Annotated in this window: 23 protein-coding genes, 1 tRNA gene and 3 pseudogenes; 10 read left to right on the top strand and 17 right to left on the bottom strand. The window is 69.2% G+C overall.

The window, feature by feature from the left end:
• Positions 1–10: 10 nt before the first annotated feature.
• Positions 11–1693 carry a YwqJ-related putative deaminase gene (locus OG875_RS18075; protein ID WP_330175257.1) on the bottom strand — a complete coding sequence of 561 codons (1683 nt, stop codon included), beginning with the start codon at positions 1691–1693 and terminating at the stop codon, positions 11–13.
• 454 nt (positions 1694–2147) lie between these two features.
• Between OG875_RS18075 and OG875_RS18070 the strand changes: the two genes are divergently transcribed.
• Positions 2148–2220, top strand: a tRNA-Arg gene (locus tag OG875_RS18070).
• 43 nt (positions 2221–2263) lie between these two features.
• Here OG875_RS18070 and OG875_RS18065 read toward each other — a convergent pair.
• Both OG875_RS18065 and OG875_RS18060 read right to left on the bottom strand, forming a co-directional pair.
• A pseudogene (locus tag OG875_RS18065) lies at positions 2264–2586 on the bottom strand (helix-turn-helix domain-containing protein).
• A pseudogene (locus OG875_RS18060) lies at positions 2586–2949 on the bottom strand (type II toxin-antitoxin system RelE/ParE family toxin). Before OG875_RS18060 ends, OG875_RS18065 begins: the two co-directional pseudogenes overlap by 1 nt.
• 333 nt (positions 2950–3282) lie before the next feature.
• On the opposite strand from OG875_RS18060, the gene OG875_RS18055 reads away from it, so the two are divergent.
• The 7 genes from OG875_RS18055 to OG875_RS18025 all read left to right on the top strand — a co-directional run bounded on the left by OG875_RS18055 (position 3283) and on the right by OG875_RS18025 (position 11292).
• The gene (locus OG875_RS18055; RefSeq protein WP_330175256.1) at positions 3283–3720 is read left to right on the top strand and encodes a glutaredoxin domain-containing protein; all 438 of its coding nucleotides are present in this window, start codon (positions 3283–3285) and stop codon (positions 3718–3720) included.
• A gap of 330 nt (positions 3721–4050) precedes the next feature.
• Positions 4051–5673 (top strand): hypothetical protein, encoded by a 1623-nt coding sequence (locus OG875_RS18050; RefSeq protein WP_330175255.1) that lies wholly within the window; start codon positions 4051–4053, stop codon positions 5671–5673.
• A 1213-nt stretch (positions 5674–6886) separates the two neighbouring features.
• Positions 6887–9220 carry an ATP-binding protein gene (locus OG875_RS18045; RefSeq protein WP_330175254.1) on the top strand — a complete coding sequence of 778 codons (2334 nt, stop codon included), beginning with the start codon at positions 6887–6889 and terminating at the stop codon, positions 9218–9220.
• Between the two features lie 91 nt (positions 9221–9311).
• A complete protein-coding gene (locus OG875_RS18040) occupies positions 9312–9701 on the top strand; it encodes a roadblock/LC7 domain-containing protein (protein WP_330175253.1) in 390 nt (129 codons plus the stop codon).
• 1 nt (position 9702) lies between these two features.
• A complete protein-coding gene (locus OG875_RS18035; protein ID WP_330175252.1) occupies positions 9703–10077 on the top strand; it encodes a DUF742 domain-containing protein in 375 nt (124 codons plus the stop codon).
• A complete protein-coding gene (locus OG875_RS18030) occupies positions 10067–10717 on the top strand; it encodes a GTP-binding protein (RefSeq protein WP_330175251.1) in 651 nt (216 codons plus the stop codon). Before OG875_RS18035 ends, OG875_RS18030 begins: the two co-directional genes overlap by 11 nt.
• Positions 10714–11292 (top strand): GAF domain-containing protein, encoded by a 579-nt coding sequence (locus tag OG875_RS18025; RefSeq protein WP_330175250.1) that lies wholly within the window; start codon positions 10714–10716, stop codon positions 11290–11292. Before OG875_RS18030 ends, OG875_RS18025 begins: the two co-directional genes overlap by 4 nt.
• 248 nt (positions 11293–11540) lie before the next feature.
• On the opposite strand, the gene OG875_RS18020 is transcribed toward OG875_RS18025, so the two are convergent.
• The 4 genes and pseudogenes from OG875_RS18020 to OG875_RS31010 form a co-directional block, all read right to left on the bottom strand.
• Positions 11541–12743: an acyl-CoA dehydrogenase family protein gene (locus OG875_RS18020; RefSeq protein WP_330175249.1), complete on the bottom strand. Its 1203-nt coding sequence runs from the start codon at positions 12741–12743 to the stop codon at positions 11541–11543.
• 344 nt (positions 12744–13087) lie between these two features.
• Positions 13088–13834: a DUF6882 domain-containing protein gene (locus OG875_RS18015; protein WP_330175248.1), complete on the bottom strand. Its 747-nt coding sequence runs from the start codon at positions 13832–13834 to the stop codon at positions 13088–13090.
• 117 nt (positions 13835–13951) lie between these two features.
• Positions 13952–14464, bottom strand: a complete 513-nt coding sequence (locus OG875_RS18010) for a DUF6879 family protein (protein ID WP_330175247.1) — start codon at positions 14462–14464, stop codon at positions 13952–13954.
• Between the two features lie 253 nt (positions 14465–14717).
• Positions 14718–14996 (bottom strand): annotated as a pseudogene (locus OG875_RS31010) (ATP-binding protein); the annotation flags it as partial.
• Between the two features lie 356 nt (positions 14997–15352).
• Here OG875_RS31010 and OG875_RS18005 point away from each other — a divergent pair.
• Together OG875_RS18005 and OG875_RS18000 are read left to right on the top strand one after the other, a co-directional pair.
• Entirely contained in the window at positions 15353–16231 is an 879-nt protein-coding gene (locus OG875_RS18005; protein ID WP_330175246.1) for a helix-turn-helix domain-containing protein, read from the top strand.
• Positions 16232–16236: 5 nt separating this feature from the next.
• Positions 16237–16446, top strand: coding sequence for a DUF397 domain-containing protein (locus tag OG875_RS18000; RefSeq protein WP_330175245.1), 210 nt, complete (start codon positions 16237–16239; stop codon positions 16444–16446).
• On the opposite strand, the gene OG875_RS17995 is transcribed toward OG875_RS18000, so the two are convergent.
• The 10 genes from OG875_RS17995 to OG875_RS17950 all read right to left on the bottom strand — a co-directional run bounded on the left by OG875_RS17995 (position 16443) and on the right by OG875_RS17950 (position 26781).
• Complete coding sequence (locus OG875_RS17995) at positions 16443–16943, bottom strand: GNAT family N-acetyltransferase (RefSeq protein ID WP_330175244.1); 501 nt, start codon at positions 16941–16943, stop codon at positions 16443–16445. The genes OG875_RS18000 and OG875_RS17995 overlap by 4 nt on opposite strands.
• A complete protein-coding gene (locus tag OG875_RS17990; RefSeq protein ID WP_330175243.1) occupies positions 16940–17809 on the bottom strand; it encodes a hypothetical protein in 870 nt (289 codons plus the stop codon). Before OG875_RS17990 ends, OG875_RS17995 begins: the two co-directional genes overlap by 4 nt.
• Positions 17773–18339, bottom strand: a complete 567-nt coding sequence (locus OG875_RS17985) for a DUF6875 domain-containing protein (protein WP_330175242.1) — start codon at positions 18337–18339, stop codon at positions 17773–17775. The genes OG875_RS17990 and OG875_RS17985 overlap by 37 nt, the downstream gene beginning before the upstream one ends.
• Before the next feature lie 83 nt (positions 18340–18422).
• Entirely contained in the window at positions 18423–18839 is a 417-nt protein-coding gene (locus OG875_RS17980) for a hypothetical protein (protein WP_330175241.1), read from the bottom strand.
• Between the two features lie 84 nt (positions 18840–18923).
• Positions 18924–19793, bottom strand: a complete 870-nt coding sequence (locus OG875_RS17975) for a helix-turn-helix domain-containing protein (RefSeq protein ID WP_330175240.1) — start codon at positions 19791–19793, stop codon at positions 18924–18926.
• A gap of 29 nt (positions 19794–19822) precedes the next feature.
• Positions 19823–20335, bottom strand: a complete 513-nt coding sequence (locus OG875_RS17970) for a DUF6879 family protein (protein ID WP_330175239.1) — start codon at positions 20333–20335, stop codon at positions 19823–19825.
• Complete coding sequence (locus OG875_RS17965; protein ID WP_330175238.1) at positions 20313–20540, bottom strand: hypothetical protein; 228 nt, start codon at positions 20538–20540, stop codon at positions 20313–20315. The genes OG875_RS17970 and OG875_RS17965 overlap by 23 nt, the downstream gene beginning before the upstream one ends.
• Positions 20541–20880: 340 nt before the next feature.
• Entirely contained in the window at positions 20881–21627 is a 747-nt protein-coding gene (locus OG875_RS17960; protein ID WP_330175237.1) for a phosphotransferase, read from the bottom strand.
• Between the two features lie 106 nt (positions 21628–21733).
• Positions 21734–23776 carry an MFS transporter gene (locus tag OG875_RS17955; protein WP_443079267.1) on the bottom strand — a complete coding sequence of 681 codons (2043 nt, stop codon included), beginning with the start codon at positions 23774–23776 and terminating at the stop codon, positions 21734–21736.
• A 356-nt stretch (positions 23777–24132) separates the two neighbouring features.
• Entirely contained in the window at positions 24133–26781 is a 2649-nt protein-coding gene (locus OG875_RS17950) for a D-alanyl-D-alanine carboxypeptidase (protein ID WP_330175235.1), read from the bottom strand.
• Positions 26782–26944 lie beyond the last annotated feature (163 nt).

The following is a 26944-nucleotide window of genomic DNA, read 5'->3' as shown; positions in this document are numbered from 1 at the left end:
CGCCCCCAATCTAACTGTGTGCCTCGACACCGATCAGCGGAAGAATTCTTGAGCACGAGCGACACGGCTCTTTGTAATCGCCGTGCTCTTTCAACCCGGTGGGCGAGTCCTGTTCTCCGATTTGCAGGGAGTAGACAAGTGCTCCGCTCATCACTCGGCGAATATCTTCTGGCGTGCTGATCGTTGCGTTGTCTCTTTCTTCTATACCATGGAGCCGGTCGGATACAAGCGCGATCTCGGCGCACTTGCCATGCCCCGCGCCCGGGTTCTCGTTGTCCGCGCGAATGTCCTTCTCCACCTGATCCACGACGCTCTTGAGCGCGGGGTGGGTGTCGAGGAGCGTTTGTCCGTGCCGTTTGGTGGAGCTCGAGTGGCTCGTCAGTGTCCCCTCGTGCAGCAGCCCTCCCGCGCACGACTTCACCAGACGGTCCTTGCCGGGCGGATTGTGCCCCGCCTCCTGGTCACGGGCACTGTCGGCTAGGTCGCGCGTCTCCCGGACAAGGGCGGCCCGCTGCTGCTCCTCACTCAGATGATTCACGTCAAGTGCGTCGCGTCGGTGGTGCTTCATCTTGCCGGCGCTCTTCCCGTGCCAGCCGGGTTGGGGGCTCAGGGGCTTCCCGTTGGGACCTCCGCCGGACGGGCCCCCGCCGTTCCCCCCGCCACCGCCACCGCCCCCACCACCGGGGACGCCCTTGTCCTTTCCCGGCGGGGACTTGACACTCCTCACTCCGTCGCGGACGTCCTGGTCGGCGTCCTTGTGAGTCTTCGAGCTCGCGGTGATGGAGTTGGGCAGAGTCTTGCCGACGTGGTCGCCGAGGTCCCCCAGTGCCTTGCCGAGTTTCTCGGTCACGCCTTCGATGGTCGTGTCGAGGACGGCGGTCAGCGAGTCCTTGCCCTTGGCGCGGCCGTGGTGGCTCTTGGCCTTGGTGAGTTTGCCGCCGGTCTTGTCCCGCATGGAGACCTGGACACCGGCCAGGTGTGTGCCGGTGTCCCCGTGCGCGTCGTGGTCAATGACCGGTCCGCCGCCGGGGCCCGGACCGCCCGCTCCCGGGGCGGAGTTGAGCTGGAGTCCGTCCTTGCCGGCCTGCACCGTCCGGTCGGTGTCGATGCCGTTCTGTACGCCGACGACGTTCAGCGCCGCCTGGATCGCCAGGTCCGCCACGACGTTCTCGATCGCGGCGACCGCCGGTTCCGTGAGAGTGGCGACGATCTCCGCGACGGCTGCCTCCGCCATCTCCTTGAGGATTCTCTTGAACGCGATCCGGGTGGCCGCGATCTTCGCACCCGCCAGGAGCGTCGACAGCCCGGCCGTCAACGGAGCGAAGGCGAGCGTGATCCCCACCGTGGCGCACAGATCGGCGAGTTCACCGACCGCGGCCATCTTCCGGGCCACGATGAGATCAGCGACACGGTCGAGCGCGCCCGCGATGATCCGGGCCGCCTTCGCCAGATCCTTGTGCTTGCCCTGCACCTTGGACCAGTGGGCGTCCAGAGCGGTCAGGGACTCGCTCTGCCCGCTGGAAAGCAGTCGCTGGATGTGCCGGTGCGCGGCGTGCCCGTCGTCGTCCGCGTCATCCGCGAACTCCCGTAACGCGTCCGCCATGTCACGGTAGGCGTCCTCATCGACGTTCGGCCAGCCCACACCGATCACATCGAGCATCGTGTCGACGCCTTCGGGAATGGTGTAACCCACGACGCGAAAGCCCCCTTCGCCACGGCCAGAACAGTCCCAGCAAAACCGCCCGATCATGTGAGGAGACGCCCTCGTCGTCCCAAGTGGTTCCAGGGGGCGCCCCATTGGGCGCCTGACGGGCGTCGGCCACCTCCCGGCCGACTCACCGGCCCCCGCCTCCCACGGCGATGCGGCGCCCGATGTCCGGTCGCCAACCCCGCAGCCGAGCCGCCGCAACCCATGCCCACCTCGCGAATCCCCTTCCCGACGAGATCCCAGCTGGTGCGCCCAGCCGACAGCCACCCTCCGCCCTCGAATCCGCTACCCTGTCTCAGGTCAGGAGCTCCACCCCGCACGCCCAGCCGTCGCTTCCACGGCGACCACGGGGCGCCGGGGAAGCCCACCTGACCTGGGACTTTGAAGTGGCCGAGTGTCGATCGCCTTCCGGGTTGTCGGCGCGATATCCACCAGCCCCGCCTCCGTAGCTCAGGGGATAGAGCACCGCTCTCCTAAAGCGGGTGTCGCAGGTTCGAATCCTGCCGGGGGCACAGAAAAGGGCACCTACGGACTCCGTGGGTGCCCTTCGGCGACTCAGGCGGCGTGCGGGGTGAAGGTGACATGCGAGTCGCCTTCGTCGATCGTCAGGTTGAGAGTGCCGTCCAGGGCCTTGGCCAAGCGCCGCAGCAGCGGAAGAGTCGGCACGGTGTCGCCGCCCTCCATCAGGGAGACCTGGGGCTGCGTCATCCCGGCCCGCTCCGCGAGCTCCGTCTGGGACAGGCCGAGCTCGATGCGACGGTCGTAGACCGCCTGGCCGAGGTCGCCGGCCAGGCGGCGTCGACGTACTCCTGGCCGTACTCCACCGCCTCCCCCGCGAGTTGCCGGGTTCGGCGCGTACGCCACGTGCTGTGGTTCATCAGCTCTCCTTGCGCCGTTCGTACGTGTGCTGGGCATGGCCGTGCTCGGCCTCGCAAATCTTCCGGACCTGGTGCGCACGCTCGACTTCCGCCGCTCCACGCATCCTCGTCCTGCGGAAGACCGTCAGCAGCACGATCCGTTGTCCCGTCGCCGGCCAGTACGGAATGCGTACGGCCTCACCGTCCAAGTCAAAGCGGAGCTCACGGAGCTTGCCTCCCAGATGCCGTGAGTACGGCTCGCCGAGGGTCGTCGGCTCGTCCAACAGTCGGTCCGTCTTGTCCTCGACCCGCCGGTAGAGACGGAAGGAGCTCCAGCCGATCCCGCACCTCAGGCTCGATCTCGATCTGCCACCGCTCCATCATGCAACCAACGGCATATGCCTCAGAATGCGTACCGCAAGCTGCCGCGGACCTCGGCGCTACACCTCCTCAGATCGCGCTGCCACCTCAGCACAGCCGGGAAGGTCGCTGTCTCCGGCCCAGCCGGAACGGATTCGGCACATACAGAGGACGGGAAGCCTCACTCGAAGACGTGAGAACCGAGCGGCCCCCATTTCGCCCCCAATTGATCTTGCTGAAGCCTGGCCCCGGTCGAGGCCGCAGAACCCGGGCCCCCGCCCTGTTCCCGATCCCGTTTCCGTTCCTCCCCCCGGGGTCCGCCACAGGCGGGCCCCGCCGGGAGTAGCCTGCCGCCCCATGACACGTGTCTGGGGTTTGGCCGTCGTGCTGGTGTTCTGCGGGGGCGTCGCCGCGGCCGGGCTGGTGTACGGCGGGAGTCCCGGGGCGGGCGTCGGGTTTCTCGTGGTGTTCGGGGTGCTTGCCTGGGTCAACTCGCCGCTGGTGTTTCCGAGGTCCGTCGGGGTTGAGGAGGCACGGCGGCTCGGGGATGCCGACGGGCGGCCCGTGGTGTTCTGGCGGCCGGGGTGTACGTACTGCCTCCGGCTGCGCTTCCGGTTGGGCCGTCGGGCGCGGGAGTTGCACTGGGTCGACATCTGGCGCGACCCCGCCGGGGCCGCCGCCGTGCGGGCCGCCAACGGGGGTGACGAGACGGTGCCGACCGTCGTTGTCGCGGGTCGGGCGCATGTGAACCCCGATCCGGCGTGGGTACGCGAACAGCTCTCCCGTACGCGGTGAGGTCCCCCGCGCGAGGGGTGGCGCGCCGGGCGGTCGTCGTTCCGCTTCGCGCGTGCGACGACGGGGTCGTCGTCGCGGACCCTGCACCGTGCGGATATCAACTGCGGTATTAGTGAAGGCTGTTGACTATCCGTCGAACCTCTGGCCAGGGTTCTGCTGGACAGCGGCGCGCGCTCGGAGTGATCATGTGTGCGCTGGGACAACAGATTTGGCATGCGAGTCGGCATGCGAGACCGTGCGTACGACACCGTGAGGATGAGTCAGCTGGATGGCAATTCCGCTTCGACTATCTGACCACGCCGCTCCGGTTTCCCGAGGGGGGCTCGGCTCGTGACCCCTGACGAGAACGGGTACCCCGTCGTCACCGCCACCGAGAAGGCCGTCCAGAAGGCCGCCGGGCGGGTGGTGGTCGAGCGGGCGGGCGACCGGGCAGCCGACCGGGCACTCGCCCATCCCGACCAGCGTCCGCCGACCCTCCTGCGGGTGCTGCTGGAGCGGCTCAACTGGGCCAAGTTCGCCGTCTTCGACGTGCAGTTCAGCCTCGCCGCCCGGCGCGCGGCCAAGGAGTACGGCAACAGCCGCGTCGGCAACGTCTCCGTCTCCCGCATCACCTTCAAGCGCTGGCTGGCCGGCACCCAGTCCCCCCAGGGCGATGCGGCCACCGTCCTCGCGTACATGCTCGGCGTCGAGGTCGATCTGCTGCTCCAGCGCGTGCCCAGCCGCGAGGTGGTGCCCGCCCGGCTGCCGCACGGGTCGTCGCTCGCCGCCGCCCGCTCGATGGACGCCCTGTGGTCGAGTTCCTCGCTCTCCCCCTCCGAGGCCGCGGCCGGCACCGGCGGGCTCTGGTATCTGGACGGTCTGCGGATCTTCGACGGTACGGCGGTGCCCGCCCAGATGTACGAGGCGACGTCGCAGGACGAGGTGGTCTCCGTCGCCGTCGAGGAGAACCCCCATCTGCGCGCGTTCGTACAGCCCGCGCGCCGCGCCCTGTTGCTGGCCTCGCTCGGCGCGAGCGGCGGCGAGGGTCTGTTCGTGCTCGATTCCGCCCGCGCGCGCTACCAGTTGGACGCCGACCCGCGCGGCACGCTGCCGATCCCGAAGCCGTACCGGCTGGACGATCTGACCTTCGGCGTCCTGTGGGCCATGCTCAATCTGGAGGACAGCCTCCTCGCCGACGACCACATCCTCGACAGCGAACAGCGGGAGCTGGAAAGCCATTTAGCGATGCCGCGCTCGGCGGTGGCGCATTCGGCGGTTCCCGAGTTGTCGCGGGTGGGCGCCGCCTGGCTGGGCTCGTACTTCTGCGCGCTGCACATCGAGCGCCATCTCGGCGAGGTGACCGAGCCGCCTTTCCACTGGACGCGCGAGCAGACCGGTGAGGAAGGCGCGGCCTGGCTGTTCTTCCGGCACAAGCACGAGCATCTGGCCCGTACGGTGGCCCGGCACGCCGATTCGTCGGTACGGCCGGGGCACGCCTTCTGCATTCCGGAACAGTCCGTCAAGGACAGCGAGCCCTACGAGCGCATCCTGCTCTTTCTCACCGTCGCCCTGATGGAGATGCACGGGCTGACCGCATGGGTCTGCGCGGAAGAGGAGTACTCGCAGATCGACGAATTCGTACTGGCTCCCGACGACCGGGTGATCGTGGCCAACTGGCTTCGTTCCGACGGTATTTGGCGGGTCGGAATTACGGATCAGCGGTCCCAGGTCCGTACGTACACCCAGGCGATCGACCACGCGCGCGCGAACAGTGTGATCGAGGGAGCCACCTCGGCGCGCCGACTGCGTTCCCTGGCGGACTATTTGGCGATCGACTGGCCCTGGCTGCTGGGCCGTTGCGCGGAGTTGGGAGCGTACGGAAGCTCCGGCATGCTCCGGCCGCGCAGTCGGCTGCTCAGCATGGACCAGCTCGACGAGGTCCTGCGGTTCGTCGGTGAACTCGCCCCGAAGTGAGGCGCCGAGGGAAATGCGCGGGACGGCGGGACGGAGAGACGGAGGAGCGGAGGGGACGGATGAGCGAGCCGGGCGGTGCCCGGCGGGCGGCCACAACGACGCGGCCCCAGCGACGCGACTCCCCGCCCGGCCTCGCCGCCACCTCACCGCCGCCTCGGCCGACTCCCGCGATCACGCACCCCGTGCGCCGTGCGCCCACGGCCCGCGTCCGTGACCACGCCCAGGCGTACGCCCACCTCCACGCGCGGCACACGCCCACGCGCACGCCCACCTCCACGCGCGGCACACGCCCACGCGCACGCCCACCTCCACGCGCGGCACACGCCCACGCGCCCGCCCACCTCCACGCGCGGCACACGCCCACGCGCACGCCCACCTCCACGCGCGGCACACGCCCACGCGCCCGCCCACCTCCACGCGCGGCACACGCCCACGCGCCCGCCCACCTCCACGCGCGGCACACGCCCACGCGCACGCCCACCTCCACGCGCGGCACACGCCCACGCGCCCGCCCACCTCCACGCCCGCGCGCACGCCCACGCGGAACTCCCACACCCACACAGAACTCCCGCGCCCACTCCCACTCCACCGATTCTCCCCGTCGTGGAGGTCGATCATGTTTCAAGTGCCTTGCCACCGGGGAGAGTTGGATAGAAGATTGTCGCGTGCGCGCCGAGAGCGCCTCCTCAATTTCTTCTTACCTTCTCCTCAATCGCGAACCTCCGCCGATCGCGCCAGTCCGCGATTTCGATCGTTTGGCGGTCGTTTCCGCGTCGGATCACACCGACGGCGCCTTTGCGTTCGAGTGAGTATTCAAGTGAATAGCCGCTTTTGCGCGGTTCACCGGGCGACGCCCCGAGGGTCAAACGACCACTGAACGACCCCCTCCGCCCGTGGCGGCGAACGCGCCCAGCTACCAAGCTTGTTATGGCTCCTAATGACGCTGGCATGTGCCTGCCCCGTCCAACTGCCCGTCTGTGAAGGCTCCTTATCCCCATGGTCCGCTTCCTCACGCTCGCCCCGCCGGCCCGGACGTGCCGACCGGCCGACGCGGCAGCTCCCGAGGGCGGCGCCCGGGACGGTGAGCCGGGGCGTCCCCTGGCTGCCCGGTCCGGCCGACGACGCCCGGCACACGTATCCGGAGCCCCCAGCCGGCGCCGAAGCGCGGCCCCTTCACCTTCATCCGCCGGTCCCCGTCGTACCGAGGACATTTATGCCTGAACTCTCCCCGCACGCCGCCCCCGCCGACCGTCGTAACGGCCGGCGGCGCGGACGTTCCGCACGGAACAGCCGGTCCGCCGACCAGGCCCAGCCTCAGAACCAGGCCCAGATCCAGGCTCAGAACCACGTCCAGTCCCAGACGGGGCCCGCCGCCCCGGTCAAGGCCGGCCGGAATCTGGCCACCGAGAAGGGTCTGCGCAAGCGGATCCGCTCGCTCGTCGTGACGCCCGTGGCCTCCGTCATGGTGCTGGCCGCCGGCTCCGGGTCCATGTGGCACTACGCCGGGAACTCCGTGGAGACCTGGTCCGTCTCCGGCGCCGCCGCCGTGATCGGCCTGGCCATGACGGTCAACGCGGCCCGCAAGGCCGCCGCCGTCGCCGCCGCCGTGCACGAACAGCGGGTCACGAACGCCACGTCGGCCCGCCAGTGGGTCGAGCGCTTCGAGGCCGTGACCGCCGAGGGGCAGAAGAGCATCGCCCAGCTGCTGGAGCAGATCAGCCGCGGCGAGCGCCCCCAGCTGCCCGAGGCGCTGCCGCACCCGGTCAGCCAGGGCAACCCGTTCGCGGACCTGGAACAGACCCTGCGTCTCGCGCAGCACCAGGCGCTGGCCGCCGTCGCCGAGGCGGGCGCCCGCCAGCAGGTCGACGTGTTCGTCAACATCGCGCAGCGGCTGCACGCGCTGGTCAACCGCGCGCTGGCCCGGCTGGACAATCTGGAGAGCGAGGTCGAGGACCCGGACCTGCTCGGCGGCCTGTTCGGTGTCGACCACCTGGTCACCCAGTTCCGCCGCCAGGTGGAGAGCCTGGCCGTGATGGGCGGCGCGGTCCCCCGCCGTATCAACAAGCCCGTGCCGCTGCCGACCGTGCTGCGCCAGGGTGTCGCCGAGATCGAGCAGTACGCGCGCGTACGTGTCATCCAGCCGCCCGAGGGCACGCTGCCCGGCTACGCGGCGGCCGAGGTCATCCACCTGCTGGCCGAACTCGTCGAGAACGCGGCCCGGTTCTCCGCCCCCGAGACCCAGGTGACGCTGCGCGCCGAGCGTGTCCCGGCCGGTCTCGCGATCGAGATCGACGACCGCGGTCTGCCGATGGCGCCCGACAAGCTGGAGCGGATGAACCGGCTGCTCACCCGGCCGGACCAGTTCGACATCCGCGCGCAGCTGGAGGACGGCCGGATCGGTCTGTTCGTGGTCGCGCAGATCGCGCGCAGGCACGACATCGACGTGGCGCTGCGGCGGAACATCTACGGCGGTACGCAGGCCGTCGTCGTCCTGCCGAGCGCGCTGCTCGACTCCGCGGCGCCCGCGCCCGCCCAGCGTCAGGGCCAGGAGCAGGGGCGGTCCCGGCAGCAGGAGCACGCGCCGGAGCACACGCCGCGTACGCAGCAGACCCCCGAGTCCCCGTCGGACGGCGCCTGGCCGCACCCGCAGCCGACGTCCGCCACGACCGGCTCCCCGGCCGCGTCGCAGTTCCTCCCGGACCACCAGACGACTCACCAGGCGCACCAGCCCCACGCGTCGGCCTCCCACCCCACCCCCTCGACAGCTCACCAGACGTACGAGTCGCACCAGACGACCCACTCGACGTACGAGACACCCCAGACACACCAGACCCCCCAAGCACCCCAGACGCCCCACCAGTCGCCGTACGGAGTCCCCCAGCACGCGTCCGGCGGCGCCGACCACCGCGGCTCGCTCCCGGCCGAGGCGGGCGCCCGCGGCTCCCGCAACGGCCGCGGTTCGCACGGCGAGTCGTCCACGTCCGTACGCCGCATAGGCTCCCCCGCGGCCCACGCCGCGGCTGCCGCGGCGGCTGCCGGATCGAACGGCGGCAACAGCGCCAACGGCAGCAGCAACGGAACCGGCGGCAACGGTGAACTCCCGCTCCCCCAGCGGAAGTCCGCCTACGCCGCGAGCACCGCCCACAGCGGCGGCGCCCACGCGGGGAGCCGCTCGGACTCCCCGTACCTCACCGGAAACCACCAGGACTCCGGTCACCAGGGTGGCGGCCGACCCCCCGCCACCGCCCACCCCAACCCCGGCCCATCCAGTGCCGGCCGCTCCACCACCGGCTCTGCCGACATACCCCCCGAGGTCCCCCGATCCACCCCGGCCTCACCCCCCAGCGACGCCGGCGCTTCCCCCGGTCGTCGGCCCACGCTGCCCCGGCGGAGCGAGACGTACCGCGGACCCGAGTTCCCGCGGCTCGCCGACGCCGACCGGCAGGTCGTCGCCCCGAATCCGGATCTGATGGCTCGTTTCGCCTCCGGCATCAGGCTCGCCAGTTCGGAAGACGGCCCGCAGGGGCCCCCCGACCAGACGAGCTGACGCTGCCTTCGGCGGTCGCCCAACCACTTACGGAGTCACTCCCTTGCCAAACGAAGTTTTTTCGGCCCAGCAGCCCGATCTGGACTGGTTGATGGCTGATTTCATCAGGCGCGTCCCCGGTACCGAAGGCGCTGTCCTGGCTTCCAGCGACGGAGTGCGCAAGCATTCCTACGGTCTGAGCATCGACTCGGCGGACAAGCTCAGTGCGATCAGCACCGCGCTCTGTTCCCTGGCCGGCGGCGTCCGTGACATCAAGGGTCCCGCCGACGGCCGGGTCAGGCAGGTGGTGGTGGAGCACGACAACGGACTGCTCTTCGTGTCCATGGCCGGCCCCGGCGCCGTCCTGGGCGTGCTGGCCTCCGACAGCGCCGACCTGGGCGCGGTCGGTTTCGAGATGGGTCAGCTCGTCAAGAGCGTGCCCGAACACCTGAGTACGCCGCCACGGCTCAGGCAGCCCGCCTCCGACGACCGGGCACTCTGACATGTCGGCTTTAGACGGCACCCCCTGGGTCGACGACGACGAGCACGAGCTCCGTCCGTACGCCCTGACGGGTGGGCGCACCAGGCCCACGAACGAGATGAGTCTGTCGTCGCTCCTCAAGGCGCGCGCCACCGCGCCGGAGGGCTACCTCAGTCCGGAGGCGGCACACTGTCTCGCGCTCTGCCGCGGCGAGGCACGGTCGGTCGCGGAGGTCGCCGCCACCCTGGGCCAGCCGGTCCAGGTGGCGAAGATCCTGCTCTCCGATCTGCTGGACGCGGGCGCGCTCATCATGGCCATGCCGACGCGTACGGCCGACCCGAAAGATCCGAACCTGCTGGAGGCAGTGCTTGAGGGGCTACGAACCTATGTCGTCTGACGATCCCATCGCCCTGAAGATAGTGGTCGGGGGCGGCTTCGGCGTAGGCAAGACCACCATGATCGGCGCGGTCAGCGAGATCAAACCGCTGTCGACGGAGGAGACCCTGACCTCCGCGAGCAGCCGTACCGGTACGGACCGGCTGGAGGGCATCGAGTCGAAGGACACCACCACGGTGGCCCTGGACTTCGGCAGGATCACCCTCCAGAAGCAGAACATGGTGCTGCTGCTCTTCGGCACTCCCGGCCAGCAGCGTTTCTGGTTCACCTGGGACGACCTGTCGCTGGGCGCCATCGGGGCCGTCGTCCTGGCCGACACCCGCCGGCTGCTCGACTGCTTCGCCGCCGTCGAGTACTTCGAGAGCCGCGACGTGCCGTTCGTCGTCGCCGTCAACGAGTTCGACGCGGAGGACGCCTACCGGTACAGCTCGGAAGAGGTCCGTGAGGCGCTCGAACTCAAGGCGGACGTACCGGTGTTGCTCTGCGACGCGCGCGACCCCGGGTCCGCGAAGCACGTACTGGTCTCACTCGTCTCGTACGCGCACACGGTCTCGCTCCGCCGCGCGCGGGAGCAGGCCGTCCGGGCCGCGCCCGCCGCACCCCCCCTTCAGCACTCCAGCGATCTGGGAGCCACCTCATGACGTACGACAGCGAAGCGGGCCTGCATCTCCCGGCGCCCGACACGGAATTGGCGCGGCGGGAGGCCCGGCTGCGTGAACTGGGCCTGGGCGATGTGCCGGACGCCGAGTTCGACGCCTTCGCGACCCAGCTCGCGCAGGCGGCGGGCGCGCCGTACGCGATGGTCAACTTCATCACCGGCCACCAGTTCTTCGCCGGGCTGCACACCCCGTCCGCGTCCCCGGCGGGCCCGTCCGGACCGGAGGCGAGCAGCGCGCCCGAGGTGAGCCGGATCATGTCCCGCGACCACGGGTACTGCCCGGACGTGCTCAACCGCCGCAAGGCGCTGGTACTTCCGGACGTGTACGCGTACCCGCGCTTCGCCTCGAACGAGGTGGTCGACCTGATCGGTATCCGTACGTACGCGGGCGCTCCGCTCATCGACGAGCGTACGGACACGGTGCTGGGCACGGTCTGCTTCGTCGGGACCGACCCGCGCGGCAAGGAGACGGGCCGCGACACCCTCCAGCTCATCAAGGAGAGCCGCGACCAGCTGATGAACCTCATCTACCGGCGTACCGGCGGCGGCCCGCGCTGACGGGCGGGCCCGCTCGCTTCACCGGGTGACGTCCGCGAGGCGACCCTCACGACGAGGAGACCTTCGCGACGAGGGCACCTTCACGTCCAGGAGACGCTCACGCCGTGGAAACCTTCGCGGCGAGGAGAACCTCACGGTGAAGGAACCTTCACGTCGTGCAGCGAACCAGGCCCCGTCCGCACGGACAGGACCTGACACGACGTCACTCGGCTTGTCACCGACACAGCATCACGCGGTCTGACGATCCGTCAGACCGGGACGGCCGCCCCCACTCCGGTGTGGGCGGCCAGTCGTCGTGACCAGTCGCCCTTGGACGTGCCCAGCGCCGTCTCCGCCAGCCGCTGGAGCTGGATGTCGGAGGTGCCGGCCGGGGCGAAGATGTGGAACGCGTCGCGCGTGTAGCGCTCGATCGGGCGGTCCGCCGACAGGCCGATGCCCGCGTGGATCTCCATCGCCGTACGGGCGGAGTCCATCGCCGACTCGACGTTCACCAGCTTGGCGTTCATCAGCTCGGCGTCGCAGGGCAGTCCCTGGTCCAGCAGATGCACCGCGTGGTAGGCCGCCAGCCGCGCCGTCATGAGCTGCGACTGCATCTTCCCCAACTTCTGCTTGATCGTCGGGAGTTCGGAGAGCGGAGCACCGTAGCGCTGGCGGCTGGTGGCGAACTTGACCGTCTCCTCCAGGATCGCCCGGTGGATGCCCAGCGCGACGGCGGTGAGGTTGGCCCGCCCGTACAGGATGCTGGAGGAGTACGCGACGGGCAGCCCGTCGCCCTCGTTGCCCAGCAGATTCGCCGCGGGCACCCGGCAGTTGTTGAAGATCAGCTCACCGAAGGAGAAGCCGTGCAGGCCCATCGCGGGCCGGTGCGGGGCGAGCGAGAAGCCGGGGCGGTCCGCCTCCACGAGGAACGCGGAGAGGCCCTTGCTGCCCGGTCCGGTGCGCACCACGACACCGTGCAGATCCCCGACGTGCGAGTTGCCGACGAAGACCTTCGAGCCGTTGAGGATGTAGTCGTCGCCGTCGCGGTGGGCGGTGGCCTCCATGCCCAGGACGTGGCCGCCGGAACCGGCCTCGGTCACGGCGATGGTGGGCAGACAGCCGCCGGCCGCGATCTCGGGGAGCCAGGTCTTCTTCTGGCTGTCGCTGCCGAAGTGGATGATCTTCGCGACGCCGAGCTGTGACGCCTGCACCATGGCGCCCATGGCCCCGCTGACCCGCGCCAGCTCCTCGATGATGATCGTCTTCGCGACGTGGCCGGCGCCCATGCCGCCGTACGCGGGATCGATGGTGACGCCGAGCCAGCCCTGCCAGGCGATGAGCTGCGACAGCTCGTGCTGGACGGACTTGGACGCCTCCATCTCGGGTATGCGGGGACGGACTTCGGACTCGGCGAAGGCCCGGACCTGGGCCCGGAGCCGTTCATGGAATTCCGTGGTGAAATAGCCACTCATGCGCCTGTGCAGCCCTCTCGAATGAGACATCTGTCAACTGTCAACATGGTTAGAACTGGTCAGTGCTCTCAGCTTGTCGGTGAAACCGGAACGTGCCCTACCGGCGGAAGGCGCCCTTACACCCTGACGATTTCCCGCTCTCGTTGCAGCACCGGACCGGGGTCGTTTGTGGGTCGTTTACTGCGACGACTACGCCCCGTGTCCGCCTGACTCTGTGCCAATCCGGCCTTTCTCACGTTTTGGCCGCGTGCAGGTGTAGTTCCATCCGAACGGCAAACGACCCCCGGCCGACGCACGAGCGATCACGCGCGACGGCATGAATCACGCCAAGAGACGTTTGCGGCCTATTCGGACACGGCGCGCGCACTCTGCGCCCCCGGCCGGGCACCGTGAGACACGGCCGCGATCAGGCCGTCCTCCGTGAAACGCACGGCGACCGTCGCCTCGTCGCGTTCCCCGTGGACGTGTCGTCCGTCGGTCGCTTCGTGGGTCGCGAAACCGTGCCGCCGTAGATATCCGGCCACCGTCTGCCTGGGATCGTACGGAAACAGGCCAATCGCGTGAGCGAAGAGACCCGGCAGCGACCCACCGTCGAACACGGCCTCGGGGACGGCGGGATCGTCGACGAGCACGAAGGCACGGGCCCCCGACTCCAGCCGGACATCCGCGACACCACGCGTGCGTACGACTCCGAGAGCCACCAGCGCCAGTCGCCGGGCGGCCGACAAGGGGTCCGGAAATTCGGCCAGTTCCAGTCGCGGAGCGGCCAACTCGTGCACCTGATGGCGCTCCCCGAACTCCCGCAGCCACTCCGCGAGGGTCAGCCGCGGCGAACCGGGCGGATGCGTGCCCTCGTTGGCCCATGCCCACAGCCAGCTACCGTCATGCCCGAGCGACCCGAGCGGCGACTGGTGCACGGTCACCTCACCGACCCGCAGCAGCCCGGCCCCGTAGTCCAGCGACCAGGTCCCGCCCGGGGGCTGATACCGCTCACACACCCCCGCCTGCGCGACGGCCCCGGCCCCGATCTGCGCCCCCACCTCCTCGAACCTGCGACTGAATCGGTCGGCGGGCTGACGGGGTGCCGGCATGGGGCGGGCCTTTCGGGTCGTCCGTGGGGGACACCAAGCCTACGATCCGACGGGGTGACCGGGTCGGGCCGCCACACTGTCGCGAGAAGTCCCTGCACGGGTGACGAGCCGGACGCGTCAGTGAGCGGACAGTGCCCGCGCCTGGAACTCCCCCGTGGGCACGGCGTGGTGCCAGGCGGTGTCGCGGGCCTGGCAGGCGCGGGCGACGGTTTCGGCTCCCTCGGGGTCGATGACGAACTTGACGAGGGTCCGGGAGTCGAACAACCAGAAGTCGAACTCGGGCAGTTCGAGCCGCTCGGCCTCCGCGCGAGTGAGGTGACGGATGTCCTCACCCGCGGCGACGTTGCCCAGCCCGGAGGCGAGGAGGAATCGCTGGCCCTCGGTCGGCGGGTCGTCGACGAGCCGCACCCGCTCGAACCGCTTGCCGAGAGCCGTCTGCTCCCGGACGTTCGTACGCCAGGTGTCGAAAGGCTCGTTCGCGATGTCCGCGCCGGCCTTCCAGCGCTGCCACCTCGGGCTGTCGCGGTCCGTCGCGTATCCGTGCCGGGTCTCCAGCCGCCAGGCGGTGTGCTCGAACTCGGTGAACAGGTGGGTGATTTCGTGGAACGGGATCAGGGACAGCAAGGTCACTCCTCGAAGGTCGCCAGCGGGCGAGCTGGGACAGCGATTGGGTCTTGGGGGTTGAGGGTCGGGAATTGAGGAGAGCCGGTCCGGTCAGCAGCCGCGCAGCAGAGCCACCACGAGCGAACCGCCGACTGCGGCGGTCGCGATGACGTGAAAGGCCAGGGCCCTGGCAACGGTCACCGGCTCGATTCCCTTGCGGCTGCACCCTGTTGATGTCGTTCGCAGAGCGCGAGCCGCCGGTACGCGTCGCCGCCCGCGCGAGCGCGGCAACGAGCAGGAGCCCCCGGCCGCCCTCGTCGTCGGCATCCGGATGACGCACCTCGACCAGCGCGGCGGAGCCGTCGTCCACTTCGATCAGCACATCGCCGCGTCTCTCGTACGAGATCGAGAACCGGACACAGTCGCCGCGTCCGTGCACCACGGCGTTGGTGACGATCTCACTGACGAGAAGCTGCGCGTTCTCGACGGCGCCCTCCTCGATCCCACCCTCCCGCAGGAGCGCGCCGACGATGTGACGCAGATGCGCGACGCGGCGCATGTGGGGGCGGAACGAGATGCTCAGGCGGACGCAGTCCCGTATGTCGACTGCGTTGGTCGGGGCGGGAGTTGCGGGAGTCGCGCTGCGCGTCGTGGGAGGCATCGGGAGTCCTTGTCGTCGAGTCACCGCGCTCACGCAAAGCGCCTAATCGACTGCGGTGTGTGAGCGGTGCGTATAGCCTCGCATCAGCACAGGAGCCCCGGAAGTGTTCTGGTGAAAATGCGCGAGCAAGTTCTGACGCGAATTGCCGCTGGTGAGCGGGAAGTTCGGCCGAAGATGAAGACTCCCGCTCTTACGCAGAACGTTGCTCGCGGAGGCGAGATACATCGCTGGGCACTGCCCGGAATGGAGAGCAGATGATGACGGATACGGAGGCGGCGACGCCCACGCTGTGTCGCTTGCAACTCGGCAGTGAGCTGCGCCAGATCCGGTTGAAGGCAGGACTGACGTCAACTCAGGTTGTGAAGAAGCTGCTTTGGAGCCCTTCCAAACTGACCCGGCTGGAGACAGGGGACAACGCGACCGTCGAACCCTCCGACATCATGGCGCTGTGCCAGGTCTACGGGGTGGACGAAGCGACGGCTGAACAGCTCAAGGAGTACGCAGCCGTCACCAAGACGAAGCGAGACTGGTGGCAGTCAACCGCGTTCCGCCCGGTCATCGGCCCTGGTGCCAATGCGTTTCTGGGGTTGGAATCCTCGGCCTCGGTGGTGCACACGTACCAGTCCGAGTGGGTGCCGGGGCTGCTCCAGACGCCCGAGTACGTGCGTGTGCTCCACCAGAACTCGCACAACGGCCGTTCGGCGGAGGACATCGACCGTATGGTGGAACTGCGAATGAGACGGCAGAAGGTTCTTCATCGGGAGCCGCCGCTCAAGTATGTGGTGGTGATCAGCGAGTCTGTGCTGCTCCGGCAGGTGGGAGGGCCCTCGATCATGAGGCCCCAGCTTGCTCACCTCATCAAAGCTGCCTCCGAACCCAACATCAAGGTCCAGGTAGTTCCGTTCAAGGCCGGCCTTCACCGATGCATGAACGGAGCTTTCTGCACTCTTCACTTCCGGGACGACACTGCCCTCAAGCCGTTGGTGCATCTGGAACATCTGGCTGATTCTTGGGTGCTGCGTCGCCAGCCGGATGTCGAGCTGTACGCGGAAGCCTTCAACGACCTGCAAGCGTTGGCTCCAGGGCCCGAGGAGTCTCTGAGCCTGATCAAGAAAGCAATGAAGGAGCTTTAATTCCGATGACAACCACGGCAGACACGCTGACTGGTGTCCACTGGTTCAAGTCGAGCTACAGCAACGACGCCAACGTCAACTGCGTCGAAAGCGCCCACCTCCCCGGCGGAGCCATGGCCGTACGCGACTCCAAAATCCCCGACGGCCCCGCCTTCACCCTCACCGGCAACGCCTGGGCCACCTTCATCAACGCCCTCGCCGACGGCGGGTTCTAGCACCCGTCCTGTGGGCTGCGTCCTTCCCAGATGCAGCCCACAGACATGCGCTGCGCGTAGTGCGAGAAGCCGTCCGCCGTTCCGATGCGTGTAAAGCCTGTCTTCACGAGAACCCTGCCGGAGGCTCTGTTCTCCACCTGATGCTTCGCGCGCACGGTGGACAAGGACAGTGCGTCGAAGGCGAAGGTCAGCATTTCGGTCACGGCACTGGCCGCGTAGCCGCGTCCCCAGGCGTCGTGGCGCAGGATGTAGCTGAGGCGGCCCTCGTCGTGCGTGATCTTGACCTTGACGATACCCGCCGTGTCGCCCTTGACCTCGATGCCGAAGGTGTACTGAAGACGGGGCTCGTCCGCTGATCTGGCCATTGCCGCAGAGACGTACGCCGTGGCCTCGGCAGAGCTCATCGGGCCACGTCCGAGGAACTTCAACGACCGTCCGCTGAAAATTCTCCGCACATCAGGCGCATCGTCCAGGTTCAGCTCCCGCAGCCTGGTCACGGCAGTGACGCCAGCGTGTCGCCGAGTTCGGCCGCCGTGGGTCGATCGTCAGGGCCGGCGAGCAAAACCGGGCGCAGCACGTCTTGAAGCGCCGGCCAAGGGGTCGCGGAGTCCAGCGGGATCTCGCCGGTGGCGATGACCGCCCGACGGTCCGCCGGTCCCGTGTCCGGCCCGATGTCGGCCGCCCTGTAGTCCAGCGGCCACCTGCCGGTCACACAGGTCCAGAGCACCCCGGCGAGCGCATAGATGTCGGACGGCCCGGAAGGCGTCACGGGTTGAGGCCCGTCGACAATCCATGCGGCCAGTTCCGGTGCGACCAGGTGCGTGATACCGCCGTAGAACTTCGGCCAGGGAGCCGTCTGCGTGGCTTTGTGCCACGACCACGCGAAGTCGATGAGTTTGGCACCGCTACCTGTATGGACGCCGTGGGAGGGCTGAAGGTCTCCATGGACCCACCCGGCGGCGTGAAGATCGGCGACCGCGCGGCACAACTCAACAGCTCCCGCGAGAGCCGGGGTATCGCAATTGCGCTGACGGCCCCCGCTTTCCCCGCCCTTGCGAACGGGGGCGAAGACCTTCCAGGTTGATGGCCCGTCCAGCCATGGTGTGACGTACCAGACGCCCTCCGTGGCTTGCCCTGACACGACTGTGTATCCGGCGAGTTGGTCCAGGACAGTGGCCTCCCGTGCGGTGGTCTCCCCTCCTTCCCCGTAGCCGTGCTTGATCGCTACGGTGGCAACCGCCCCGGTCGCCTTCCACACGGCGGAGCCGCGCCGGTCGGTGATCTCGGTCAACTCGACGGGAGAGCCGCAGGCGGCCTCGGCAGCCTTCAATGCTTCCGCGGGGCAGGGAGCGAACTCGCCCATTCTCGTACCATCTTCCAGTCACAAGGGATCTTCTCAAATACATCGCGGCCGTCGTCGTTGGCCGCGGCTACGACCGACGAGAGATCCGGGGTGTCCTTCAGAAAAATCGGATCGAGCCGTCGCACCGAGGTACGCACGGCGAGAAACGAGAACGGGGCCAACGGGATGTTCCGGCCCGCCCTGTCCCGTTCCTGAACGCCTCGGGCGAACTTGCCGAACATGATTCCCACCGGCCCGTACAGATGCTTCAGCGCCCAGTGGGGCCACGCCATCAGCTTTCGGTGGTCCAGGTCCGACGAACCGTCCAGGACGACAACGTTCTCGCAGAGGAGTGCGCCCTGCCGTCTCTCGGGTAGGCGTACCCGCTCAGCCGCGTCAACGGCGGCGTGGAACAGCTCCGCCTCGACCGCGTGCCGACCGGCTCCCGTTGCGATCTCGTACACCGTCCAGCGCGTCAGACCCCGGGCAGCGGAAGCTTCGAGGAACGGACAGTACGCGTGCATCGACTGGACATACCGGGTGACGTCCACGCTCGTGGGATTCTCCGACCGGCCCTCAATGAGGCGTAGCGCCCCGGCCGTCGGCCAGGGCGCTCGGTCAGTTGACGTGGTGATCACCGAGTGGTCGTATTCGGCGCCATGTCTTCGCCGTCGCCGGGTGCCGGGGAACAGTTCCACTCGGCCGTCACCGAGCCGGTTGCCCGGTAGAGGCTCAAGGACTGCTCGTTGAGAGTGCCGTCCGCGTTGGTGAACCAGATGTCCGGAAAAGCGCCATACATCTCTTCGTAGGCGGGGGCCCAGGCAATTGGCCCGTTCCCCGGCGCCTCGACATGGGTCAACCGCCGACCGGCGTGCTCGCTGGCGAATGCGGAGTGCGCCTGAGGTGAGGTGGCCAACTGGTGCCATGCGGCGTCGATCGCCGCAGAAAACATCTCCGGTGCGGTGAAGCCGGCGTCGAGTCGACGTGCGGCGACGGTGAAGAACTTGCCCAACTCGATCAATTCGACGCTGCTCTTGGTGTCGGTGCTCATGTACTCCTCCAACGGGTTGGTGGAGTTCCATGCTAAAGGCGGAGAAATGGGACCTTCAACGAACTTGCCAAATCTTGCCCGAAATTATTGGAGAGACTCGATGGCCGCGCTGATCAATTCCTTTGCCGCCGAACCGTAAATGGCGAGCTCCGAAAGGTCGGAGAATACTTGAACGTACATGCCGATCTCTTGAGACTGCTTCACGCTGAGGTGCGCCGAGACCAACTCGACACTGACTTCTGCCTCATCAAAAAGGAAAAACCCCTCCACCGGCCAGAGTTTGGTGCGATCGGCGGTCATGGGGATCACACCGAGACTCACCGAAGGCAGGGAAGCCGTTTCAAGAAGGTGTCTCAGTTGTCCCGCCATGACCTCCGGGCCACCGATGCGGTGGCGGAGGACACTCTCCTCCAGAAGGATCGCGAAGCGATGGTCCCCCTCACGGAGAACGCGTTGCTTGTCCACGCGCACCCGGACGGCCTGCTCCACATCGTCGACGAGCCGCCGACGGTCACGGAGGGACCTCAACAGGGCTTCGATGTAGGCCGCTGTCTGTACGGGCCCCGGAATGAGCCAGGACGAGTAGATACGAAAGCGCCGAGTTCGTTCCCAGAGGGGGAGTACGGATTCCTGAACGTGTCTGAGGCCCGTCTGCTCCATCCGGCGCCACTCGACGTACATTCCTTCGATGCCACGCGCTGTGGTCACGAGTTCTTCGGCAAGCTCCGGAACGCCGCAGTGAAGTGCCCAGGCACGAAGGTCGGTCTCCGAAGGACGTCGGCTCCCGCTCTCGAAGCGGGAGCACTTCGACTTGTGCCAGTCGGCCTGCTGGGCCAATGCCCGAGCCGTGAGTCCGGCGTTCCTCCGAATCTCACGCAGACGTTGGCCCAGGGCCTTTGTGGCTTCTTGGACGCTTGAAGAGGACAGTTGTGGCGGCTGCTGTGAAGATCGCATGACGTGAGTCGTCCGCGTGATTCAGGCGATCAGCTCAGCCGATACTCCTCGTGCGGCGTTCCAAGCTCCCACACGGTCTCGAAAGCTGAGGCACAGAGCTTTGCCACGTCGGGGTCGGTCGTCAACTCGTGTTCCAGAGAGTCGCCGTCCCCGTCGAAGTGATTGACGAGGACAAGGTTCCCGTCGAACAGCCAGAAGTCGTTGCCGGGGAGAGCGATGTTCGTCGCGTGACGGCGTGAGAGCCAACGGATCTTCTCGCCGGCCGAGACGTTCAGTCCCTCCGTCACCTCGTACTCGAAGCGAATGTACTCGCTGACGGGTTCCGAAACGATGCGGGCCCGGCGCACCTCCACGCCACGACCGTTCGCTTCAGCCACCAGTTCGTACCAGTCGGGCCAGCGCTCGGCCGGATCGATCCGCTGACCGGCGCGCCAATCGATGAAGACGGGATCCGACTTCATATAGCCGTCGCGCATCTCCAGATGTACCGCCGAGCTCTGGCAGTTCTGGAACAGCTCGTCAAACGTCGGTACGTTTCCCACTCTTCACCTCCAGGAAGAACTGAGCCAGGCGCCTGGGGATCTCCACCACCGTCTCGTGCTCGGGGATGTCCATTTGAGTCAGGCGCTCCTTGTCCAACACTTTCAACCCCTGGACAAGGTAGTTGTCCGTGGTGTCGTCCAGGTACACCGTGGGAGAGCCTCCGTTGGGGCTCTCGGGGTCCTTACCGAGTTTACGCAGGGCCATGGTGTCCACCTCCGCCGTGGGTGACGTTCTGTATGGAACATGTTGCCGTGCGTTCTCTGTGGAGACGAGGAACTTGCCTGAACTTGCCACCCTGGCGCGGTAGGCGGGTGCGGGAGTCCCGGCAGGAAGACGACCAACTTGGCAGCGGAGCCGTAGTTGACCACGACTCCGCAACCCCCGACGGCCACGGCGTCACCCTCACCGGCAGCGCTTGGAACACCTTCGTCAACGCCCTTGCCGAGGGCGGGCTCCAGCACCCGTACTGTGGGCTGCTTCCCTCTCGGAAGCAGCCCACAGGGTCAACTCTCACAGGTCATCACGGCGGTGACGCCCCACAGCGTCACATCCGGGACCGCAACACGTCGACCTCGCAGCCCGGCGCGAACGGGTCGAAGCCGTGTTCGGCCAGCCAGCGAACGCCCAGCAGGCTTCGCAGCGACCACCACGCGCGGATCACGTCGAGGTCGACGTCGGTGCCGTAACCGGCGAGGAGGGCGTCCAGGCGGTCCTCGTGTCCGAGTGTCACGGTGGCGAGGTCGAACAGGGCATCGCCCCGGCCCGCCTCGGACCAGTCGATGATGCCGGTGACCTCGTCGCCGTCGACGAACACGTGATCGATCTGTAGGTCGCCGTGCGTGAACACCGGGGTCCAGGGCCGGAGTGCGGCCTCGGCGACCTGGCGGTTGCGGGTGACCAGGTCGGCGGGCAGGACGCCGTTCTTCACCAACAACGCGCACTCGCCGTCGAGTTCCGCCGCGAACTCGACGGGACCCTGGCGGCGCCGGCCGGGCCAGGGCGGCAACGGCGCCTCGTGCAGCTGCCGGATCGCGGCACCCGCCGCGGCCCACGCCGCCGGGGACGCGGTCGACGGCTCGCCGAGGCGGCCGAGGGCCGTCCCCGGGAGCGCGGCGATCGCCAGCACCGGCGGCTTGCGCCACAGGACCTCCGGGGTGGGGACCGGCACCAGGGCCATCGTCTCGACCTCGATGTCGAGACGCGCCTGATCGGCGTCCACCTTCAGGAACACCTCGCCCACGCGCAAGGTCGCGCGTTCGGAGTGGGCGACGACAACGTTGACCTCATCCATGGGCGACGAGTATCCCGGGAACGACCTCCCGCGTCGCCGGGGTTGTCGCGTGCGACCGCGCGGCCTCATCGCCCCGGCCCCGGAGTCCAGCAGCCGGGCGGGCGTGTCAGCCCTCGTCGCGCAGTTCGTCCGGGCAGGGGGTGCCGGGGCGGAGTTGGTAGGGGGCCGAGACGCGGTACGTGCCCGGGTGGGGGGCCAGCAGTTCCGTCCACTCGTCGCCGTCCGTGTTCTTCTCCGCGCGGAACAGGCAGCCGTTGGGGTTGGTGAACCGCTTGGGGCCGTCCTCGTCCGCCTTCGACGCGGCCGTCTCCGCCGGGCGTTCCAGGCTCTCGCCCTTCTCGTCCACGAGGGCCAGCCAGCGCGAGTACGGGATACGGATCAGCACCCGGCCCGCGGACTTCACCTCTATGGTCAGCTCGTCGGCCGAGGCGCGGCGTACGACCGCCGGGGGGTCGGCCAGCGGCATCGGGTCCTGGACCTCGTAGAGCTGCCAATTGTCGTCGCCCCACAGGTGGTTCAGATAGGGCAGACCGCGCTGGACGAGCTCCGCCTCCCGGTCCGCGCCGTTGTCGGGGCGGCCCTCGGGCAGCACGACGTAGCGGACGGCCCAGCGGTCCAGCCAGGCGCGGTAGCTGTCGTCGGTGAGGCTGTCGTCGTAGAAGAGCGGGTTGCGCTCCATGTCGGCCTGACGGTTCCAGCCGCGCGCGAGGTTGACGTACGGCGCGAGTGCCGACGCCTCGCGGTGGCTGCTGGCCGGGACCACCTCGACGCGTCCGCGCTCGGCGCCGACTTCCTGCAACTCGTTCACCAGGGGCGCCAGTTCGCGGGCCCAGGAGGCGGTGGGCGCGGTGCGGACGATGTCGTCGACGCCCTTGAACCCGATCCAGAAGTTGAGGGCGACGAAGGCCAGCGCGAGGGCGTACCACTTACGGGTGCGCGGCGCCGTGTACGGCAGCGCGGCGAGCAGCACCACGCCGCCGACGATCATCGCGAGCCGCGAGACGTTGGAGCCGATCTGCGAGTCGATCACCCAGGTCAGCAGGACCCCGATGCCGTAGACGGCGGCGGCGGTGCGGACCGTGTGCCAGGAGCGCGGCACGAGGAAGAAGGTGACGACGGAGAAGAGGATGGGCAGCGAGGCGGTCCCCGGCGACATCGGCTGGGTGCCGGAGAACGGGAACAGCCAGGCCGAGAGCCCGACGACCGCGACGGGGGCGAGTCCGACCGCGTACGCGCCCGGCCGCCGCTTGTTGAGGAAGAGCGCGGCGGCCACGACGCCGAGGAACAGGCCCGCCACCGGACTCGCGGCGGTCGCCAGCCCGGCGAGCGGCGCGGCGACGACGGCCTTGGCCCAGCGCCGGTAGCGCCAGCGGTACGGCCAGCAGAAGACGGCGGCGACCGCGCCGAGCGCGAACATCGTGCCGAGGCCGAAGGTCACCCGGCCGGAGAGCGCGTTGCAGAGGAAGGCGAAGACTCCGGCGAACGAGCAGGCCAGCGGATTCCGCACGGCCTTGACCCGGTACAGGATCAGCGAGGTCAGGGCGGCCGAGACCGTCCCGACGACCATCATCGTGGTCCGGACGCCGAGCAGCGACATCAGGTAGGGCGAGACGACGCTGTACGAGACGGGGTGCATCCCGCCGTACCAGGCGAGGTTGTACGCGGAGTCCGGGTGGCGGCCGACGAACTCGGCCCAGGCGTCCTGCGCGGCGATGTCGCCGCCGCTGTTCGCGAAGAAGAAGAACCAGAGCAGGTGGACGGCCCCTGCGACGGTGCCGGTGAGCAGCACGGGGTGCCGGAGGACTCGGCTGCGGAGGTCCTTGGCGAGTGCCGGGGGCTGGTCGGGGGGTGTCTCGGGTGCGTTGTCGGAAGCCGGGTCGCTGTCGGGCTCGGCGGGGTGCTCGGGAGCGGCGTCGGGGGCCGGGGCCTCGTCGGAAGCCGGGTCGGGGGCGGCGTCGGGGGCCTCGTTCGGGGCGGGGCCGGTGGGGCGGTGCGCCGTGCGCCCGGAGGCGGCGCCGGAAGCCGGGCCGCTGTCGGGCTCGGCGGGGCGCGCGGGGGCGGCATCGAGAGCCGGCGACGGGTCGGGAGCGGCGTCGGGGGCCAGGGCCTCGTCGGAAGCCGGGGTCGCTTCGGCCGTGCGTCCCGGGATCTTCTCCGGGGTCGGTGCCTCGCCGGCCGGACGTCCGGCAGCAGGCGTGGTCTTCGGCTGCTCGCCCCCCGTCCCCGTGGGTGTGGTCCCGGTGCCGTCGTCGGCGCGCGTCGGTTCCGCGGTGGTCACTGCGACTCTCCCCGTCTCACCGTCAGCCCGGTGTGCCGGCCCTCCCCCGGCCCGTCGGGCCCCGGAGACGTAAGGACGCCGTCCCCGCGTCCCAGGTTGCCCCGGCCCTGTCCTGGCTGACTTTTCTCGGACGCTAGCACGCGGCCGGGGGCGGGGAGGGCGCCGTTCGCGGCGCCCTCCCACGCGGTCGTGGGACACGATCGGCCGACTGGCTCAGCCGGGGCCGGTCAGCCGACGCGCGTCAGCTTGGCGCCGAACGTCGGCTCGGCCAGGTCGCCCTGGAGCGCCACGGCCACCTTCACCTGGCTCCGGCCCTCGCCCACGGTCAGCGTGCCGACGTGTGTTCCGGCGGCTGCGGACTGCGCCACGGGCTTCCCGTCGTCGGACAGTTCGAGCCGTACGGTCAGGCCCGACCAGCCGACAGCCTTCACGTCCTCGGTCGCGACGACCGGCGCCGTGGTGCCCATACCGTTGTCGACCTCGCCGACGACCTGGCCCTTCTTCACTATGGTCGCGCCCTCCAACTCGTCCTGCGTCGCACGCATGACGTCCTTGCTCACCGCGTTGACGGTGTCGATGATCGGCGACTTGTGCTGGCCGAGGACCGCGCCGACGATCAGCTGGTCGGTGTCGCCGACCATCTTGTGCGCGGCGAAGAGGAGATTGCCGCCGGCCTTGGTGGTGGAGCCGGTCTTGATGCCGAGCGCGCCGTCGTACGGGACGAGGGTGTTGTAGTTACGCCAGGTCTTGCCGGACGGGTCCGTCCACTCGGGCAGTTTGGTGATGTCCATCAGAGCCGGGATCTCGACGAGCTTCTGGCCGAGCTTCACCTGGTCCTCGGCGGAGCTCACGGTCGTGGCGTCGAGACCGGACGGGTCCGTGTACTCCGTGTTCTTCATGCCCAGCTCGGCGGCGGCGGCGTTCATCTTCTTGACGAACTCCTCCTCCGAGCCGCCGGTGTTCCAACGGGCCAGCAGCCGCGCGATGTTGTTCGCGGACGGGATCATCAGGGCGGCCAGCGCGTCGTACTGGGTGAGGGTGTCGCCCTCCTCCACCGTGTTGAGCGTCGACTCGCCCTGCGCGTCGAGCCCGCCGTCCTCCTCGGCCTTGGCGTCGACCTTGATCTTCGCGCCCTTGTCGCCCCGCTTCAGCGGCTTGTCCTTGAGGACCACGTACGCCGTCATGGCCTTGGCCACACTGCCGATCGGTACGGCCTTCTGCTCGCCGAACGAGCCGACGGTGCCGAGTCCGGTGGCCGCCATGAAGCCCTGGCCCTCGCCGGGCCACGGCAGCGCGGGCTTGTCGCCCTCGAAGGTGTACGTCGGCTTCGCCGTGAGGTTCAGCGACGTCGTCGGGAGCGGGCGCGCGATCTGTACGACCGCAAAGACGATCAGCAGGAGAAGGACCAGGGGCGTCCAGATCTTGATCCGGCGGACGACGGTGCGGGTGGGGGTCTCGGGCGGGGCCGGCTTGTTCGTCAGCTCGGCGAGCAGATCGAGCGGCGGCAGCGGCGGCATGGGCTGCTGCCGGGTGCGCTCGGCCTCGGCGACACCCGTTCCGGTGCCGGAGGCGGGTGCGGACGCGCGGGCGGCGGGCCGGTCCGGGGCGGGGCGTGCCTCGTCCGACCGGAGGGGCACGAAGGTGCTGGCGCGTTCGGCGGCGGCGTCCGGCTTCGCGGCGGGCGCGGACGGCCCGTCGGGGGCGGAAGCGGGCGCGGGCGGGGAAGCGGGCGCGGGCGGCGACGGGAGCTTGAGCATGGCCGTGGGCTGGTCGACGCTCGGCCGCTCGACGGTCCGGAGGACGGCGGTCTTCCGGTCAATACCGGTCTCGGACGCGGCGCCGGTTTCCGGCTCGGGGTCGGGGGCGGTGCCGGGGGCGGTTTCCGCGCGGGGCTCGGGCTTCGGGCCGGGCGCGGCGTCGGCCTCGGCGGGCGGGGTGGCCCTGGGGTCGGGTTCGGGCTCGGCGTCCGACGTACCGGTCTCCGATACGGCGGCCTCGTCGGGCGTCTCGTCCGACGGCGGCGCGGCCTCCGGCTTCGGCGACCCGGAGTTCACAGTCCTGAACACGGCCGTCCTCCGGTCGACACCGGGCTCGGCGTCCGGCCCGGTCGCCTTGTCGGTTCCGGACCCGGACGCGGGTGTGGCCTCGTCGGGCGTCTCGTCCGACGGCGGCGCGGCCTCCGGCTTCGGCGACCCGGAGTTCACAGTCCTGAACACGGCCGTCCTCCGGTCGACGCCGGGCTCGGCGTCCGGCTCGGGCTCGGCGTCCGCCGTACCGGCCGCCGAAGGCGTCCCGGACCCACCGTCCGACGCGTCCGCGTCCGACCCGGCCTCGCTCGCTGCCCCCGCCCCGGCCTTCGGCTCGGACTCGGTCGCAGATGCGGACGCAGCCTCGGACGCGGGTTCGGTCGTGGATTCCAGTTCGGTCCCGCTGTCGCGCTCCGGGTCCTCGTCGGCCGGCGCGGCGGCGGATCGGGCGCCGGATCCGGCACGGTCTCCGTCGGGCCGTACGGGCTCCTCGACGGATTCCGCTTCCGGCTCCGCCGCTGAAGGCCCCTCAGAAGCCGTCAGGGGCTCGTCTGCGGGCTCCGCGCCCCCGGAACCGTCCGCGACCCCCCGGACCGAGAAAACGGCCGTCGCCCGGTCGCCGGCGACCTCCGGGGCCGGCGGGGAACCTTTCGCCCCCTGCCCGACGTCTTTCCTTTCGGTACCGGCGCCGCCCCGTTCCGCCTCCCCGGCCGTGGTGGCCTCCTCACGGGTGCCCGTCTCCCGGACGGCGGCCGACTCACGGAAGACCGCGAACCTCGGATCCTGTTGCCGAGCCGCCTCCCCCGACGACTTCCGCTGCTCCGACTTGTCGGGGGACTCGCCCGCCACCGTGCCTCCTCTTGCGTGTACGGCGTGTGCGGCGTGTCTCGCGCTCCGCCGCCGCACTCTCCGAACTGATTATCAGTGTCCTGTGTGAAACCACAGCCCGAGCCCAAGACGAGAACGACATACATAACGGTTCCCGCACAAAGCGTCCAGGCACCCTCGACAG

The organism is Streptomyces sp. NBC_01498 (genome assembly GCF_036327775.1).
GTDB lineage: Bacteria > Actinomycetota > Actinomycetes > Streptomycetales > Streptomycetaceae > Streptomyces.
This window is presented reverse-complemented; position numbering and strand designations above follow the sequence as displayed.

What these genes read in the sequence shown, in the direction of transcription:
- OG875_RS17975 (WP_330175240.1), bottom strand. Translation starts at nt 19,793, where the DNA reads ATGCGATCTTCACAGCAGCCGCCACAACTGTCCTCTTCAAGCGTCCAA.
- OG875_RS17980 (WP_330175241.1), bottom strand. Translation starts at nt 18,839, where the DNA reads ATGAGCACCGACACCAAGAGCAGCGTCGAATTGATCGAGTTGGGCAAG.
- OG875_RS17965 (WP_330175238.1), bottom strand. Translation starts at nt 20,540, where the DNA reads ATGGCCCTGCGTAAACTCGGTAAGGACCCCGAGAGCCCCAACGGAGGC.
- OG875_RS18035 (WP_330175252.1), top strand. Translation starts at nt 9,703, where the DNA reads ATGTCGGCTTTAGACGGCACCCCCTGGGTCGACGACGACGAGCACGAG.
- OG875_RS18020 (WP_330175249.1), bottom strand. Translation starts at nt 12,743, where the DNA reads ATGAGTGGCTATTTCACCACGGAATTCCATGAACGGCTCCGGGCCCAG.
- OG875_RS18025 (WP_330175250.1), top strand. Translation starts at nt 10,714, where the DNA reads ATGACGTACGACAGCGAAGCGGGCCTGCATCTCCCGGCGCCCGACACG.
- OG875_RS18000 (WP_330175245.1), top strand. Translation starts at nt 16,237, where the DNA reads ATGACAACCACGGCAGACACGCTGACTGGTGTCCACTGGTTCAAGTCG.
- OG875_RS18015 (WP_330175248.1), bottom strand. Translation starts at nt 13,834, where the DNA reads ATGCCGGCACCCCGTCAGCCCGCCGACCGATTCAGTCGCAGGTTCGAG.
- OG875_RS17960 (WP_330175237.1), bottom strand. Translation starts at nt 21,627, where the DNA reads ATGGATGAGGTCAACGTTGTCGTCGCCCACTCCGAACGCGCGACCTTG.
- OG875_RS18005 (WP_330175246.1), top strand. Translation starts at nt 15,353, where the DNA reads ATGATGACGGATACGGAGGCGGCGACGCCCACGCTGTGTCGCTTGCAA.
- OG875_RS18045 (WP_330175254.1), top strand. Translation starts at nt 6,887, where the DNA reads ATGCCTGAACTCTCCCCGCACGCCGCCCCCGCCGACCGTCGTAACGGC.
- OG875_RS17990 (WP_330175243.1), bottom strand. Translation starts at nt 17,809, where the DNA reads ATGGGCGAGTTCGCTCCCTGCCCCGCGGAAGCATTGAAGGCTGCCGAG.
- OG875_RS18055 (WP_330175256.1), top strand. Translation starts at nt 3,283, where the DNA reads ATGACACGTGTCTGGGGTTTGGCCGTCGTGCTGGTGTTCTGCGGGGGC.
- OG875_RS18040 (WP_330175253.1), top strand. Translation starts at nt 9,312, where the DNA reads ATGGCTGATTTCATCAGGCGCGTCCCCGGTACCGAAGGCGCTGTCCTG.
- OG875_RS18030 (WP_330175251.1), top strand. Translation starts at nt 10,067, where the DNA reads ATGTCGTCTGACGATCCCATCGCCCTGAAGATAGTGGTCGGGGGCGGC.